This is a genomic window from Candidatus Methylacidiphilales bacterium, assembly GCA_028713655.1.
Classification (GTDB): domain Bacteria; phylum Verrucomicrobiota; class Verrucomicrobiia; order Methylacidiphilales; family JAAUTS01; genus JAQTNW01.
Genome location: JAQTNW010000016.1, coordinates 1 through 13,872, shown reverse-complemented (window position 1 = coordinate 13,872; position 13,872 = coordinate 1). Strand labels below are relative to the sequence as shown.

15 protein-coding genes and 1 tRNA gene are annotated in these 13,872 nt (G+C 54.6%); 10 read left to right on the top strand and 6 right to left on the bottom strand.

The genetic code is table 11. The features are described 5' to 3' along the window. Window positions 1–443: 443 nt before the first annotated feature. The 3 genes from PHD76_06810 (at window position 444) to PHD76_06800 (ending at window position 3,072) form a co-directional block, all read left to right on the top strand. Window positions 444–755: a hypothetical protein gene (locus PHD76_06810; GenBank protein MDD5261545.1), complete on the top strand. Its 312-nt coding sequence runs from the start codon at window positions 444–446 to the stop codon at window positions 753–755. Beyond that, the gene (locus PHD76_06805) at window positions 752–2,110 is read left to right on the top strand and encodes a radical SAM protein (protein ID MDD5261544.1); all 1,359 of its coding nucleotides are present in this window, start codon (window positions 752–754) and stop codon (window positions 2,108–2,110) included. The genes PHD76_06810 and PHD76_06805 overlap by 4 nt, the downstream gene beginning before the upstream one ends. 245 nt (window positions 2,111–2,355) lie before the next feature. Then, window positions 2,356–3,072 (top strand): prolipoprotein diacylglyceryl transferase, encoded by a 717-nt coding sequence (locus tag PHD76_06800; GenBank protein MDD5261543.1) that lies wholly within the window; start codon window positions 2,356–2,358, stop codon window positions 3,070–3,072. A 23-nt stretch (window positions 3,073–3,095) separates the two neighbouring features. On the opposite strand, the gene PHD76_06795 is transcribed toward PHD76_06800, so the two are convergent. Next, window positions 3,096–3,169, bottom strand: a tRNA-Pro gene (locus tag PHD76_06795). Window positions 3,170–3,324: 155 nt separating this feature from the next. Beyond that, a complete protein-coding gene (locus PHD76_06790) occupies window positions 3,325–3,825 on the bottom strand; it encodes a cyclic nucleotide-binding domain-containing protein (protein ID MDD5261542.1) in 501 nt (166 codons plus the stop codon). A gap of 156 nt (window positions 3,826–3,981) precedes the next feature. On the opposite strand from PHD76_06790, the gene PHD76_06785 reads away from it, so the two are divergent. From PHD76_06785 to PHD76_06755, 7 genes are all read left to right on the top strand, one after another. Beyond that, window positions 3,982–4,254 carry an acylphosphatase gene (locus PHD76_06785; GenBank protein ID MDD5261541.1) on the top strand — a complete coding sequence of 91 codons (273 nt, stop codon included), beginning with the start codon at window positions 3,982–3,984 and terminating at the stop codon, window positions 4,252–4,254. Between the two features lie 5 nt (window positions 4,255–4,259). Further along, a complete protein-coding gene (locus PHD76_06780) occupies window positions 4,260–5,153 on the top strand; it encodes an ABC transporter ATP-binding protein (GenBank protein ID MDD5261540.1) in 894 nt (297 codons plus the stop codon). Continuing rightward, window positions 5,150–6,019: an ABC transporter permease subunit gene (locus tag PHD76_06775; protein MDD5261539.1), complete on the top strand. Its 870-nt coding sequence runs from the start codon at window positions 5,150–5,152 to the stop codon at window positions 6,017–6,019. The genes PHD76_06780 and PHD76_06775 overlap by 4 nt, the downstream gene beginning before the upstream one ends. Beyond that, window positions 6,016–6,783, top strand: a complete 768-nt coding sequence (locus tag PHD76_06770; GenBank protein MDD5261538.1) for a hypothetical protein — start codon at window positions 6,016–6,018, stop codon at window positions 6,781–6,783. Before PHD76_06775 ends, PHD76_06770 begins: the two co-directional genes overlap by 4 nt. 22 nt (window positions 6,784–6,805) lie before the next feature. Further along, window positions 6,806–7,528 (top strand): metallophosphoesterase family protein, encoded by a 723-nt coding sequence (locus PHD76_06765; GenBank protein ID MDD5261537.1) that lies wholly within the window; start codon window positions 6,806–6,808, stop codon window positions 7,526–7,528. A gap of 30 nt (window positions 7,529–7,558) precedes the next feature. Beyond that, on the top strand, window positions 7,559–8,548 hold the full coding sequence (locus PHD76_06760; protein MDD5261536.1) for a glycosyltransferase family 9 protein: 990 nt from the start codon (window positions 7,559–7,561) through the stop codon (window positions 8,546–8,548). Window positions 8,549–8,717: 169 nt separating this feature from the next. Next, window positions 8,718–9,518, top strand: coding sequence for a hypothetical protein (locus PHD76_06755; protein ID MDD5261535.1), 801 nt, complete (start codon window positions 8,718–8,720; stop codon window positions 9,516–9,518). Between the two features lie 183 nt (window positions 9,519–9,701). Here PHD76_06755 and PHD76_06750 read toward each other — a convergent pair whose 3' ends face one another. From PHD76_06750 to PHD76_06735, 4 genes are all read right to left on the bottom strand, one after another. Then, complete coding sequence (locus PHD76_06750) at window positions 9,702–10,082, bottom strand: dUTPase (protein ID MDD5261534.1); 381 nt, start codon at window positions 10,080–10,082, stop codon at window positions 9,702–9,704. Window positions 10,083–10,161: 79 nt separating this feature from the next. Further along, on the bottom strand, window positions 10,162–10,569 hold the full coding sequence (locus tag PHD76_06745; protein ID MDD5261533.1) for a response regulator: 408 nt from the start codon (window positions 10,567–10,569) through the stop codon (window positions 10,162–10,164). A gap of 8 nt (window positions 10,570–10,577) precedes the next feature. Then, window positions 10,578–11,840 carry a response regulator gene (locus tag PHD76_06740; GenBank protein ID MDD5261532.1) on the bottom strand — a complete coding sequence of 421 codons (1,263 nt, stop codon included), beginning with the start codon at window positions 11,838–11,840 and terminating at the stop codon, window positions 10,578–10,580. Continuing rightward, the coding region (locus tag PHD76_06735; protein ID MDD5261531.1) for an ATP-binding protein at window positions 11,837–13,872 on the bottom strand (2,036 nt) is incomplete at its 5' end. The genes PHD76_06740 and PHD76_06735, both read right to left, overlap by 4 nt.

Genomic DNA, 13,872 nt, shown 5'->3' with positions numbered 1-13,872 from the left:
GAGCTGTAGCTTACCGCAACGCGGTTGCATCTTTCAGCCCAGGGTTGGCGCGAGTCAGCGAGAGCCTACCCTGGGTATCTGTCAAAAATGTTCCCAACTCTGAAGGAGTTCACTCGCGATGCCTATCGGAGTTGCAGCGGGGCGGCATGGGCGAGAGGAGGACGGAACCCATTCAGGGTTCGGGGTATTTTTTGATTTTACCCAGGGTAGCTCGTTCCTCGCAACCCTGGGCTGAAGGACGAAACGCCGTTGGCGTTTTAGCTAACATCATATATCTCAACATCTTGTCACATCTGTTCATTAGGAGGCCCAGTCCCCTCTATCAAGAGGGGCAGAAAGTGAGCTTGGCGAACGCTTCGGGGTGTGCGCGTATTCTTCTGGATTTCGTATTGCATGGTGAAGGTGTCCTGCTGCTATCGTGGCGTGGTTGAAAGGATGAAACCATGAACTGGAACAAACCGAAAAACATCTGGCAATGGCTTGCTTTGTTGAGCCCGGGCGCGGCCAGTCTTGCCATGACGGCGTTTGGGAAACTGGCGCTTTCCCGGAATGACGAAATCGTACCCAGCATTCTGGGATTGCCGGTGGCGTTTATTCTTTGTGTCATTATTGCAGTTCTCCTCGCGAGCGGCGCGGACAGCCCGGGGAAGAAGATCGGGTTTTCCATTATTTTTCTCACCGCATTGGTGATTGTGAACTTTGCCATTGCCTTGGGCGGTTGCGCCATGATGGAGCCGCATTTGGATATTAAATGAAGGCCGCTTTCGCCGCGGAAGAACTTCTCAAGCGGACGACCGGACGTTGCCCGACCTGCCATGCGGCGTGCCCCACCGAGGTTTTGAAAGTGGATGACGGCGCCGGGAGCCGGATTTTTCTCAAACGCAACTGCCCGGATCATGGCGAAACCTCGAATTGCATCAGTTCCGATGCCCGGTTTTACTGGCTGGCCCAGGGAGACCCTGAGAATGCCTGTTGCGGCGGCAGTTCCTGCTGTGCCGCAGACGGAGAGGGAACCGGAACGCTGGGGCGCAATGCTGTCGCACCCAAAGGCGATGCGCCGTTTGAAAAGCTCGCCACCTGCCTGGCGCTCATCGAAATCGTCAATTCCTGCAATCTTTCCTGCCCGACCTGTTATGCGGATTCGCCTGTTGGCAGCGGCGGCAAGGTGGATGCGGTTCCGCTGGATGATTTAAAACGGCGCATCGAAGGCGTGATCGAGCGCAAGGGCGGCATCGAGATCCTGCAACTTTCCGGCGGAGAACCGACTTTGCATCCGCAATTTTTTGAATTGCTTGAGTGGGCGCTTGCGCACGAGAAAATCGATTATGTCCTGTTGAATACGAACGGGGTGCGCATCGCGACGGATGACGCATTTGCCGAAAAGCTGGGAAAAACATTCCGCTACGGCGGGATGCAACTTTATTTGCAATTCGACGGCGTGCAATCGGAAGGGCAGGCCTTCCTGCGCGGGGGTGATTTGCGGGAAATGCGGCGCCGGGTCCTCTCGCGTTGCGAGGCCATGAATCTGCCGGTCACACTCGCGATGACGGTCACGCCGGACAATCTTCCCCACTTATGGGAGGCCGTTGAATTTGGTTTGCGCTACCGGCATGTACGAGGCGTGGCTTTCCAGCCGATGTTTGGCAGCGGACGTGTGCCGGCCGAAAAGCAGGAGCGGCTCAACACGGCGGACATTATTCTCGCCGCGGTCGGGCAGTCCGCGAATCGGCTTAAGTATGAGGATTTTACGCCGCTGCCATGCGGAGACCCGAACTGCGCGACCATTGGTTATTTGCTCAAGACGCCGCTCGGTGTGCGGTCGATCAGCGACTTCATTGATTTCGCGCAGGTGCAGGGATTTCTGCGCGATAAAGTGCGGTACTCGCTCGACGACCTTGCGCAATGCGGCTGCGAGAACGAGCCGTTGGGTGACTTGCTGAAGAAATTCGAGATGGATGAAACGAACACGTTTCGTCTTTTCGTCAAGCCGTTCATGGACGCGTGGTCCTGGGACGAGGACCGGATTGACCGCTGCTGCACGCATGTCATTCGTCCGGACGGAAAGCTGGATTCGTTTTGCCGGTATTACTCCGGGTTTTCGGGCGTCTGACAAATATACTTGGATGCGGAAGGGCCGAGCGGACTGTGAGCCGAATAAATCTTCTATTCGGCTCATGAAATGGCTATCTTTTGAGCCGAATACGGAGCGATAACGAAGGTATCCAAGGCCACGGCCACCCGTGATCTGCAGGAGCTTGTCGAAACCGGCGTTTTGATCCCGACCGGCGGCGGGCGCAGCACGCGGTATGAATTAAATCTCCAACCTGGATATATGCAGGCTAAACATACGACGCTATGAATCTAAATTCAGTGCATCCAGGATCCGTTTACAGCTTGCTGATGCTTTTGGGCATTGTGGCCAGCTTTATTTTCTGGTCGCGGCTTGCGAAGCATGATGAAAAATTGCTGGGGATTTATGCCGCGGGCCTGGCGGGCGCGTTTCTTGGCGCAAAACTCATGTATCTTCTGGCAGAAGGCTGGCTGCACTTCGGCGCGCGGGACATGTGGTTGCAGCTCATGACGGGCAAATCCATTCTTGGCGCGCTGATGGGCGGCTATCTGGCGGTGGAACTGGCGAAACGGTTTGTGGGTTATCGCGCCTCAACAGGCGATTGGTTTGCGCTGGTCGTGCCGGCGGGCGTGCTGATTGGGCGCGTGGGATGTTTGTTCCAGGGCTGCTGTCTCGGAGCGCTCTGCGAGCCGGCGTGGTACACGCTGCGGGATAACGACGGTTTTACGCGCTGGCCTGCCGTGCCGCTGGAGATGATTTTTAATGTGCTGGCATTGCTTGTATTTTTAATATTAAGAAAATGCCGTGTGTTGCCGGGCCAGCATTTCCATCTGTACCTCATCGGCTACGGCCTGTTCCGCTTTGCCAATGAATTCATGCGCGACACGCCGCGCATCATCGGTGGCTGGTCGGGGTACCAGATTGGCGCGCTGGCGGTCGCCTTGCTGGGGATTATCGGGTTTGTGAGGCGCGCACGCGAGCCCAAGGGTTCAAATCGATGATAGAATGTCCGCCGTGGCAGACATCGGGCTGCCGGGATTTGAACCCGGGACCTCTTGTACCCGAAACAAGCGCGCTACCAAACTGCGCTACAGCCCGTAAAAACTTTCATTCCGTTGCCAGTCCCAATGGACCTGTCGCCGTGGCGACCGCGCTACCAAACTCCGACATTCGTCGCGAGCAGGCTGCGCTACAGCCGGTTAAAGAAGGGGTAAAGGATGTGCGAAATCGAACTGTGTTTCAAGCGCGATGTTTCAGGCCGGCATCCCGCGGCTGATGTTTTCGGCCTTTTGAATGGCTTCAGGCCGGTTCAGTTCTTCGATCAAGGCGGTGTTTGAACCGCGGAAGCGGCGCACGATGGTTTCGGCCAACTGGAAGGTGAAGTCGGCCGCAATAGCGGGTTTGTTTTCGATGAAAAACCGGAATTGTTCGTTGGAGATTTCAAGTGTTTTGACAGGAGTCAGCGCCACCACGCTTGCGGTGGCGAGGCCCGGGTCGAAGAGGTTTATTTCCCCGAAGAACTGGCCGGCATCAAGGGTGGCCAGGGGGACCCGGCGGTTTTCGACGGACTGATAGACGGCGACCGAGCCGGCAATGACAAGATAAAAGCGGTCCTGGAGGACGTTTTGTTCGACAAGATGCGTGTCGGCGGGGTAGTTGTTTTCGACGAAAAAAAGGTCCAGCAGGCTGACAAAATCCTTATCGAACCCCCGGAAAAGGGTCATTCTGCTGACGTCTGCAAAAGTGATTTCCATAGGAGCTCTGTTTTGTGATACTGCATTTCTGGAATGGGATGGCAAAAGAAAATGAGGAATTCAGAAGTAAGACCGAGAACCACTTAAAACCCAGTTTGAACCACGGATGGACGCAGATAAACACGGATTAGGAACGTTCAAACCTGTGTAAGTTCCATGAAAGCGCGAAAGTTATTTTATTCCGGGCATGTACAGGGAGTGGGGTTCCGCTATTCGGTGAAGCAAATTGCCGCGGGCTATGATGTGACCGGTTTGGTGCGGAATTTGCCGGACGGACGGGTGGAGTTGTTTATCCAGGGGGCGGAAAGTGAAATCGGGGCCATGGAACAGGATATATTAAAGAGCCATTTGAAGGGGCTTATCAAAACGGTTGAAAGTTATGACGCGGGGGTTGAAAATGGCCTGCGAGGCTTTAGCATCGCGTTTTGATTGTCATGAAACCTAAAACTGCACCCGCCTCATCCTCCGGCTTCGAAGTTCCCGCAGTGCGGATCAGCGGCCTGGCCAAACATTTCCGGCTGCATTGGAAATTGAAAAGCCTGCTGGCGTTGTCGGGCCTGGATTTGGAGGTCGCAAGAGGCGAGGTTTTTGGATTGTTAGGCCCGAACGGTTCGGGCAAGAGCACCACCCTGAAGCTTTTGCTGGGGCTTTTGCGTCCCAGCGCGGGCCGCGCGGAGATCTTTGGGCATGCGGCCGGTTCCCTGGAGGCCCGCCGGTGCTGCGGTTTTTTGCCGGAAAATCCATATTTCCCCGATTTTTTGTCGGGTCGTGAGGTGCTGCGTTATTATGGGCGGCTGGTGGATTTGAGCGGGAGGGCGTTGGAGGGTAGGATTGACGCATTGCTGGAGCAGGTGGAATTGTCCGGTTCGGCGGCGGCGCGTCCCTTGAAGACTTATTCCAAGGGAATGCTGCAGCGTATCGGGCTGGCTCAGGCGCTTCTGCATGACCCTGATTTGCTCCTGCTGGACGAACCCACGGCGGGTGTGGATCCGGCGGGGTCCCGGCAGATTCGCGATCTGATTTTGAACCTGAAACAGCGCGGCAAGACGGTGATCTTTTCGTCGCACCTTCTGGAGCAGGTGCAGGAAGTTTCCGACCGTGTGGTGATTTTGCATCGCGGCGAAAAACTGCGCGAAGGAAAGCTGGAAGATCTTTTGTCGGTGGAAGATGAATTGGAGATACGGGTGAAGGGGCTTGGGAAGGAATCAAAGGCAAAATTAAAGCGATGGCTTGTGGAACAGGGCGGACGCGGCGTGGCAATCGGGCATCCAAAAATGCGGCTGGAGGATTGGTTCATCCGTGCAATTGGCGAGGAGGACTCCAAATGAAAGGTTTGAATCACATCCTGGCGATCGCAGGCAACACCCTGACAGAGGCTCTGAGGCAAAGGATTCTATATGTTCTTATTGTTTTCGGGGTTGTTTTGCTGGCCCTTGGAACTTTTGGCACGGATTTTTCCCTGGGGGACGAGTTCAAGTTCATGAAGGACTCGGCTTATGCGGCGATCAGCATGATCGGGCTGGTGGTGGCGTTGGTTTCCACGTCGCAGTTGATCCCATCCGAGATTGAGCGGCGGACGATTTACACCCTGCTCAGCAAGCCGGTGCAGCGTCATGAATTTATTCTGGGCAAATACCTTGGGTTGGTGGCGGTGCTGACCCTCAACATGCTGATGATGGCGCTGATATTTTTTTTGGTGCTGCGTTTCAAAGGGGTCTTGATGATGGCCGGCCTGGGTGGGGGAGGAGGCAATGCCCCCGGTGAACTGCAGGCGGAGCAAATCAACATGATCCGCCATCAGGTCCAGGACCCCGCGATGCTGCAGGCGTTTTGCCTGTTGTGGGCGAAGTTGTGCATTGTGATCGCGCTGGCGGTCTTGTTTTCCACCGTGGCGACATCGACCGTTTTCATTGCCTGCATGACGCTGCTTGTTTATTTTGCCGGACACCTGCAGTCGATTGCCCGCGAATCCTGGTTGAACGGGGGCGCGCATCTGGACTGGCCCAAGTCGGCGTTTCTAGCTATTATTTCATTGTTAGTTCCTGATTTTCAGGCCTACAGCCTGATTGATGAGATGATTGCGGGGAATGCGGTGTCCTGGCACAAGACGGCCGAGATTCTGGCTTATTCAGGCGTTTACATCGCCGTGGTCATGGCGTTGTCGGCGCTGATTTTTGAGGAACGCGAGCTGTGAAGTGCCGGATTCTGGCGGTGCTGTTGCTGGCGGCCTGGGGCGCTGCCAAGACTCCCTGGGAACAAAGGATGGCAGCAGAGAGGCGTGTGACCATGGGAGGTTCCGATCTGGCGATGAACTTCCAGCTTCGTGACAGCCTGGGCCAGGGGCTGAGCGTTGCGGCATTGGGCGGATTCCGCGGCCTGGCCGCCAACTTTCTCTGGATTTCATTGACCGGCGCCTGGGAGGAAAAGCAATGGACACGGGTGCGAACCCTGGCGGAATTGGCGGTCCTCATGCAGCCGCGGGTTGTTTTTTTCTGGGAAATGGGGGCATGGCAACTGGCATGGAATGCCAGCATTGATGCCGAACAGTCAGGTAGGACGGGCGGCATTGAAAGCGGGAACAGGGATTCCCGCATGTGGATTGAGGCGGGCCGGCGAATGCTGGAGCGGGGTATTGAGACGATTCCTGAAAGATACGAATTATACCGCGCGCTGGCCATGTTGTATCAGGACCGTTGCAAGGACTATGTGCAGGCCGCCCATTATTACGAACTGGCCTCGCAGCGGCCCGGAGCGCCGGTCTATCTGGAGCGATTTCCGGGGTTTATGCTTGAAAATGCGGGAAAAAAGCGGGAGGCCTATGAGTACTGGAAAAAACTCTGGCTTGGCAGCCGTGAGCACGGTCCGGGGCCGCATCGATGGGAAATGGTGTGGGAGCACATGCGAAAACTTGAAAAGGATTTGAATATTCCCCTAGAAAAGAAAGTTTCCCCCGGCTAGGATTTACCCTTTAGGACTCAATGTGAAATTTGGAATTTTTGGCGACATCCACAGCAATCAGGAAGGTCTTGAGGCGGTTCTGGAGGATATGCAAAAACAAAAGGTCACCCATGCCGTTTGCCTGGGTGACATTGTGGGCTACAATGCCAATCCGGCGGATTGTCTGGATTTGGTCCGGGCGCTGGGGTGTCCGATTGTGAAGGGGAACCACGATGAGGAGGCTTCCGAGGATCGGGATATTGAGCATTTTAATCCGCTGGCCTTCCAGTCGATGAAATATTCCCGGGACCAGCTTTCCGACGAGCAAAAAAAATTCCTTCGCAGCCTCCCGATGCAAAAGAGCATCTCGGATTTTACGGTGGTGCACAGCACGCTGGACGGCCCCGCGCGCTGGCATTACGTCTTTACGGCCGAGGATGCCGAAAAAAGTTTCACGTATCAGCGGACCCAGGTTTGTTTTTTCGGCCATACCCATGTGCCGCATCTGTTTGTCAAGGACACCAAGGTGCATGAATTCTTTTACAAGCGCGTGGTGCTTCAACCGGACAAGCATTATTTTGTCAATGTCGGCTCGGTCGGGCAGCCCCGTGACGGGGATTGGCGTTCGGCTTATGTGGTTTATGATCCGGAAGAACGGGTGGTTGAGCTGCGGCGGGTGCCTTATGATCTGGCCAAGGCCCAGGAAAAAATTCTCAGGGCAGGGCTGCCGGACCGCCTGGCGGAACGGCTTGCCAATGCGGTTTGAGATGGATTCGCCTGCAGACGAAGCAGCCGCATGAAAATCCTCGTCGTCAAGCCCACGGCATTGGGTGATGTGGCGCAGGCGCTTCGTGTGGCGCCTCTGCTCAAACAAGCGCCGGGATGCCGGGAGCTTGTCTGGCTTGTGGATGAAGAATATGCCCCCGTTCTCGAACTGTGTCCGAGCATTGACCGCCTGATTCTTTTCCCGCGCCGGAAATGGCGCAAGAACTGGCTCCGCGCGGAAACCGCCGCCTGGTTCGGCCAATTAAGGCGCGAGCGATTTGACATTGTCCTGGACTTGCAGGGATTGGCGCGCAGTGCATTGATGACACTGGCCGCGGGCGCGCCGCGTCGCATCGGGCTCAGATCCAGCAGGGAACTGGCTTTGCTGGCGTACACGGAAATGGCGGACGACCACTCCATTCATGCCGTGGACCGCTACCGGGAGGCCGCCCGGATCCTCGCCGGGACTGAGCAGCAGCCCAACCAGCCTGCGTTGCGGGTCCCCTGCGGAGATTTGCCGCGCGGACTGTCCGCCGGGAAATTTACGGTGATCCATCCTTACAGCCAGTGGAGCACGAAGCTTTGGGGTTGGCAAAATTATGAAACACTCATTCAATTGCTTCCGCAGGAGACATTTGTTTTGGTCGGACAGGGACCCTTTTTCCCGGTTCTGGCGCCTAACGTGGTGGATTTGCGGAACAAGACATCCCTTGCTGTTTTGCTAGGACTCTTGGGGCAGGCCCGCGCGGTTGTTAGTACAGATTCGGGGCCTCTTCACCTGGCGGATGCGTTTGAAACGCCGGTTGTGGCGGTGTATGGAGCGTCGGATCCGCGAAAAACAGGTCCAAAGGGCAGGGCCAGTCGAATTTTGACTGCGAGCGTGCCTTGCCGTCCCTGTCTTTCAAGGAAATGCGAGTATGATGAGCGCATGGCCTGCATGCGGGGAGTTAAACCTGAGCAAGTGGCCGAGGCTTGGATGGAAGTGGCCAAAATGCGCGAAAACAGCCAACACGCAGGTTGAATTGGGCTAAATTATTATTAGCTATTTCGTTAATAATAAGTGTAAGTGCGTCATGCCGATACGCTTGTGTGGATTAAAATTAGAATGGCATCATTCTTGCATATCTTCCTAATACTGGTACCATAAATAGTATTTGTGATAAGCAAAATACACAACAGAAAGACACATTATGAAGGTTCGTTCACATAAAAGAAACAGGAAGTGGTCCGCCCAAGTGGTTACGGACGAGATCAAGCAGTGGAATAGCAGGGGCGAAGCCCTCTATTCCCATCATGTCCGGAAGAATTTCCAGGAACTTTTGGCAGCCGGCATCCGTTACTTCGGCAGTTGGCAGGCTGCGGTTGAAGCCTCCGGCATTGCGTATGATCATGTTCGCAAGTACCAGCATTGGACCAAGGATCTCATCGTTGATCAGATCCAGAAACTCTACAAGGAAGGCTGCGATCTTTCATTCCGCGCCATGATGTTGAGCAAATACAACTCCATGGTTTACGCGGCCATCCGCCCGAATCATTTCGGATCCTGGAAGGAAGCCCTGACAGCAGCCGGCCTGGCGCCTGCTGAAATCTACCGGTACCGCTCCTGGGATGAAAAAACGATCATCGAGGAAATCCAAAAGCTCAAGGAAATGGGCGCCGATCTCAGCTCGAAAACCATGGATGAAATGTCCAATCCTCTTATTGCCACGGCACGCCGCCGCTTTGGAAACTGGGGCGCTGCGGTTGAAAAAGCGGGTATTGATTACACATCGATCCGCCGCCGCCGCCGCTGGACGCGTGAGATGATAGTGGAAGGCATTTTGAAATTGCAGGCCGAAGGGGTGCGGCTGCAGAGCGGGGTGGTGCGCAAACAGGCGCCCGCTCTTTTTGCCGCCGCCTGCAAACCCCGGTTCTACGGCTCGTGGTCAAAGGCCATGGAGAGTGCGAAGTCCGCTTCCGCAAAACCGAAGACCGTGGCCGTTGTCGCCTGACAATCGTTCAGAACTCAATCTGACCCAAGCCTTCCTCCGGTGTTCAAGGAGCCGGGGGAAGCTTCGTGGGCAAGTGTTGCAAAGCGCGAGGCGAATTCTTTGTCGCGCCTGTAAAAAACCGGGACAATAGCCTGCATATGCCCAGCGTGTGTCTGTCCGTTGTTGCTCAATAAAGCCAACAGGTTAAATGTGCCTGGAATCGGCTTCGTCTTTTTTAACGTAGCCGCTCTCCTGGCGTTGGTGGTTGACTTCATTCTTTTTGACGTAGGCCTGGAAAACATCGTCGGCCGTCATGCCCAGCGCCTGGGCAATGGAAATAAGAAAATGAAACAGGTCGATGACCTCGACGCGCGCGTTCTGGTCGTCGAATTTTTGGTATTTGGCCCACCATTTCCACGGGACGCTGTCGATCAACTCGGCTATTTCCTGGGACATGGCCCGCGTGTAGTTGAGCACCCACCTGGCCTTTTCTTCTTCGGAAAGGTGGTCGAGATTGACGCCGATGCGTTTATTCAAAACGGATTGCAGGCGGAAGATTTCTTCGAATTTGTCGGGTTGAGGCATATGTTTTCGATAGCAGCAGGGAGTAAAAAGCAAATTCTAAATAAATAAGAATGCGATTGTGGATTTGAATTCTTGCAGCTTATGGGTGGGTGCAGGGCAGTCCATGATTGCGAAAGGCTTCGGCAAATTCCAGGGTCCCGATCGGCTTTCGCAGGAAGGCCTTTGCCCCGGCTTTCGCGGCCGCATTGCGGGTTGCCGAATCCATATAGCCGGACAGCATAAAAACCAAAGGGGCGGCCTGACCACATTCCTGATGAATCAGCCGGCAAAGCTCGATTCCATCGACCCCCTCCATGGCGACATCCGCAATCACGGCGTTAAAATGCCGGATTTTTAACTGCTTCAGGGCTTCGGCTGCGCTGGGAACGGTTTGGGTTTCCCAGCCCAACGAAGAGACCATGTATTGGACGGCGGTCCGGACAGACGGGTCGTCGTCCACGACCAAGGCTAGAGGTTTGGATGGTTGCGTTTTGGACGGGGTTGTCATTAAAAAGATCAGGCTTCGAGCAAGATCTTTTCCCAGGCTTTTTCGGTGTTGAAAACCCGTTCGAGAAATTCATGCTCATCGGACCGGACCGGGAGTTTGGCCGGATCTTCCGGGATAAATATTTCGAATACGACGCCGCCCTGTGGGTTGGGCTTGACGGTAATGGAGCCGGAGTGATGGTAAATGAGGAAGAAAGAAGCCAGAAGATTCAGGCCGTATTCCTCGGGCAGGTTTCTGCGGACAAAGAAAGGATCGAAGATGCAGGTCAGATGGGCCGCGGAAATATCCGGTCCATTGTCCGAGATGGTGATCAGGACACCGGCGGTTCCCAGAGTGTCCTTGTGCGATTCGGTTGATACGGTGACGTGGCCTCCCCGGTTTACGTTGATGACCTCGTCGTGCAGAAGGAAATCCAGGGCTCGCTGGAGCATTTGCTGGTTTCCCTGGATGTCAGGAACGGGAGATCCCGGGTTGAATGAAGACTCTATGTTTTTTTCTTTGAAAGCCGGTTGTTTTGCCGCGAAAACGGTTTTCAAAAGGTCGTTGATTTTGACAGTATCGGTGAGCGGGAGGCGCGGGGTTTCGGGAATATCCTGGATTTCCAGCAGAAGCCCGTTGATCTTCGAAATCTGGCCTTGCACGGTATTGTAGAAGTCGCGCCAGTAATCCGGATTGCGGAGATGGTTGAGATCCAGGTTCTCGCTCTGGAGTTTGAACGGGGCGAGGTCCAGAAATGTTTTTACGGCGGTGAGCGAATTGCGAAGGTGGTGGTTCAATCCCGCCGCGAAAATCCCCAGACTCATGAGCCGGTCGGTCATCATGAGGCGCTGCAATGCGGACATTTTTTCCTTCATCAGAAAATCGCGCTCGCGTTGGACGAGGAAAAATTCCATGCCGCGTTTCAGTGTGATTTCGAGGGTTGGCGGGTCCCAGGGTTTGGTGATGTATTTGTAAATGGCGCCTGAATTCACCGCCTGAATGGCCGCGTCCAGGTCGGAGTAGGCGGTGGCCAGGATGCGTATCACACGGGGGCGGGCTGCCTTGACTTTTTCCAGGAGCTCGACGCCGGAGGAGCCCGGCATCCGCTGGTCTGTCATGACAACGGCAAAGCGGTCGGGATTTTCCGAGAACATGCGCCATCCCTCCTCGCCGCTCGTTGCGATTTTTACATCAAAGACGTCCGAAAGGTATTCCTTGAAATTGGAGCCGGCCTGGGCTTCGTCATCAACGTAGAGGACGAAGAAATGTTTGTAGTCGTAATTTGAACTCATAGGGGTGTTGGTGATTTTAACCGTGGGAAGCCGAGAATAAAGCGGCAAAATTCATCTTTGACGCTTTCTACCCGAATGCGCGCCTTGTGCTGTTGGATGATACGGTGGCAAATATTGAGTCCCAGGCCGACGCCGGCTCCCACTTTTTTTGTTGTAAAAAAGGCGTCAAAGATGCGGCTCTGGTCTTCGGCAGAGATGCCCATTCCGTTGTCGTAAAAAATCACTTGAACCTCGTCATTTTGGATTGTGGCTTGGATTTCGATTTTTTTGGTTTGGCTTGCCTTTTCACGCAGGCTGTCCACTGAATTCTGAAGCAGATTGATAAAAAGGTGAATCAATTGATTTTTATTCCCCCAAAAGCTTATCGTGGGTTCCACCTGAATCTGCAGCAAAATCTCCGCCGGGTCAATCTGTACAAAACGGGCGGAAGTTGCAATTGCGTCGAGCAGGTTGACCTCATGGAACGTTGCATTGTCCGGATGCGTGAAACTTCTCAGGCTTGAAACAATGCCGGCCACCCTTTGGATGCCGTCCTGCAGGTCGGCCAGGGGTTTGGCCAGCGATTCCTGTTCTTCTGATGCCAGGCGGGTGATGCGCTTTTTGAACAAATGCAGGGCGGTATTGGCGTAGTTTAAGGGGTTATTAATTTCATGCATCAGGCCGGCACTGAGTTGTCCAAGCGAAGCCATTTTGGCGTGTTGTACCAGTTGGCTTTCCGTTTGTTTGATTTGTTCCAAAGCCAGCTCCAGTTGCCGGGTTTTATCGGCCAACTGCTTTTGTAATTGATAAGCGGAGACCAGGTTGCGGGAGCGCACAATCAGTTCGGTGGATGCGAAGGGCTTTGTCAGAAAATCGGTCGCTCCGGCTTCCAGGGCTTTCATTTTCGAAGCTTCGTCCACCCTCGCTGTGAGGACAATGATCGGAACGGGGCGGGTCCGAGGGTCGTTTCTCAGGCGGCTGGTGGCTTCGATGCCGTCGATTTCGGGCATCATATAATCCAGGAAAATCAGGCTGAAGTCGGTTGCCTTTGCCAAGCGCAAGGCTTCGGCGCCGTTATGGGCTTCATGAACCGAATAAAAATTTTGCAATTGGGATTTGAGAAAGCGGCGCATTTCGGGTTCATCATCCGCCACCAAAACGTCAGGCAAACCGGAGTTTGGAGATGCCTGTTCCTGGGAATCGTCCGGCTGGGTCAGGACGTGGGCGGGGAACAGTTCGGCCCTGCGATACAACTGGGCAAGCCATTCCGAGGTTTCCTCCTGGACCGGCATTTCGGACGGGGAACCTTCATTGGACGGAGCTTCGGGCAGTTGAGAAACATCCAGGTGGATGCGCATGGTTGTGCCGTGATCCGGTTCGCTTTCCGCAGAAACCCCGCCTCCGTGGATTTGAGCCAGTTCCTTGACAAGGGCCAGTCCGATTCCAACGCCCTGATAGCGCCGGGTGGCGGCTCCTTCCGCCTGCCAGAAGCGGTCGAAAATTTTTGGAAGTTCCTCCTTTGAGATGCCTTTCCCGGTGTCACGCACAAGGATTTCAAGTTTGTCGCCCGTATGTTCCGCCTGAAAAAATACATGGCCCCCTGCAGGGGTGAATTTGAATGCGTTGAACAGCAGGTTGAGAATGATTTTTTCAACTTTATCATGGTCCAGATAAATGGGGTCCGGGCTAATTTCCAGGATTTTCGTTTCAAATTTCAAGCGGCGCTGTTCCGCCATGGAGCTGACGGAACGGGCGATTCCTTCCATGAGTGCCTTGAGCTCTATTTTCTCCTTGTGAAGTGTCAGTCCACCGGAATCCAGGCGGACGAGGTTCAACAGGTCATTGATCAGCCGGAGCAGGCGCATGGCGTTGTTGTACATGATATCGAGCAATTCCATTTGCTCGCTGACGCGGAAGGGGGCGGCAGGGTTTCGCAATTTATCAAGGGGCCCGATCAGGAGGGTGAGCGGGGTGCGCAGTTCATGGCTGATATTGGCGAAGAAATCGGATTTGGCGCGGTCCATCTCAATGAGCTTGGAGTTGGATGCTTCGA

Excerpts from the sequence above, each read along its gene's own strand:
- PHD76_06810 (MDD5261545.1), top strand. The coding sequence starts at position 444 with ATGAACTGGAACAAACCGAAAAACATCTGGCAATGGCTTGCTTTGTTG.
- PHD76_06805 (MDD5261544.1), top strand. The coding sequence starts at position 752 with ATGAAGGCCGCTTTCGCCGCGGAAGAACTTCTCAAGCGGACGACCGGA.
- PHD76_06800 (MDD5261543.1), top strand. The coding sequence starts at position 2,356 with ATGAATCTAAATTCAGTGCATCCAGGATCCGTTTACAGCTTGCTGATG.
- PHD76_06790 (MDD5261542.1), bottom strand. The coding sequence starts at position 3,825 with ATGGAAATCACTTTTGCAGACGTCAGCAGAATGACCCTTTTCCGGGGG.
- PHD76_06785 (MDD5261541.1), top strand. The coding sequence starts at position 3,982 with ATGAAAGCGCGAAAGTTATTTTATTCCGGGCATGTACAGGGAGTGGGG.
- PHD76_06780 (MDD5261540.1), top strand. The coding sequence starts at position 4,260 with ATGAAACCTAAAACTGCACCCGCCTCATCCTCCGGCTTCGAAGTTCCC.
- PHD76_06775 (MDD5261539.1), top strand. The coding sequence starts at position 5,150 with ATGAAAGGTTTGAATCACATCCTGGCGATCGCAGGCAACACCCTGACA.
- PHD76_06760 (MDD5261536.1), top strand. The coding sequence starts at position 7,559 with ATGAAAATCCTCGTCGTCAAGCCCACGGCATTGGGTGATGTGGCGCAG.
- PHD76_06755 (MDD5261535.1), top strand. The coding sequence starts at position 8,718 with ATGAAGGTTCGTTCACATAAAAGAAACAGGAAGTGGTCCGCCCAAGTG.
- PHD76_06750 (MDD5261534.1), bottom strand. The coding sequence starts at position 10,082 with ATGCCTCAACCCGACAAATTCGAAGAAATCTTCCGCCTGCAATCCGTT.
- PHD76_06745 (MDD5261533.1), bottom strand. The coding sequence starts at position 10,569 with ATGACAACCCCGTCCAAAACGCAACCATCCAAACCTCTAGCCTTGGTC.
- PHD76_06740 (MDD5261532.1), bottom strand. The coding sequence starts at position 11,840 with ATGAGTTCAAATTACGACTACAAACATTTCTTCGTCCTCTACGTTGAT.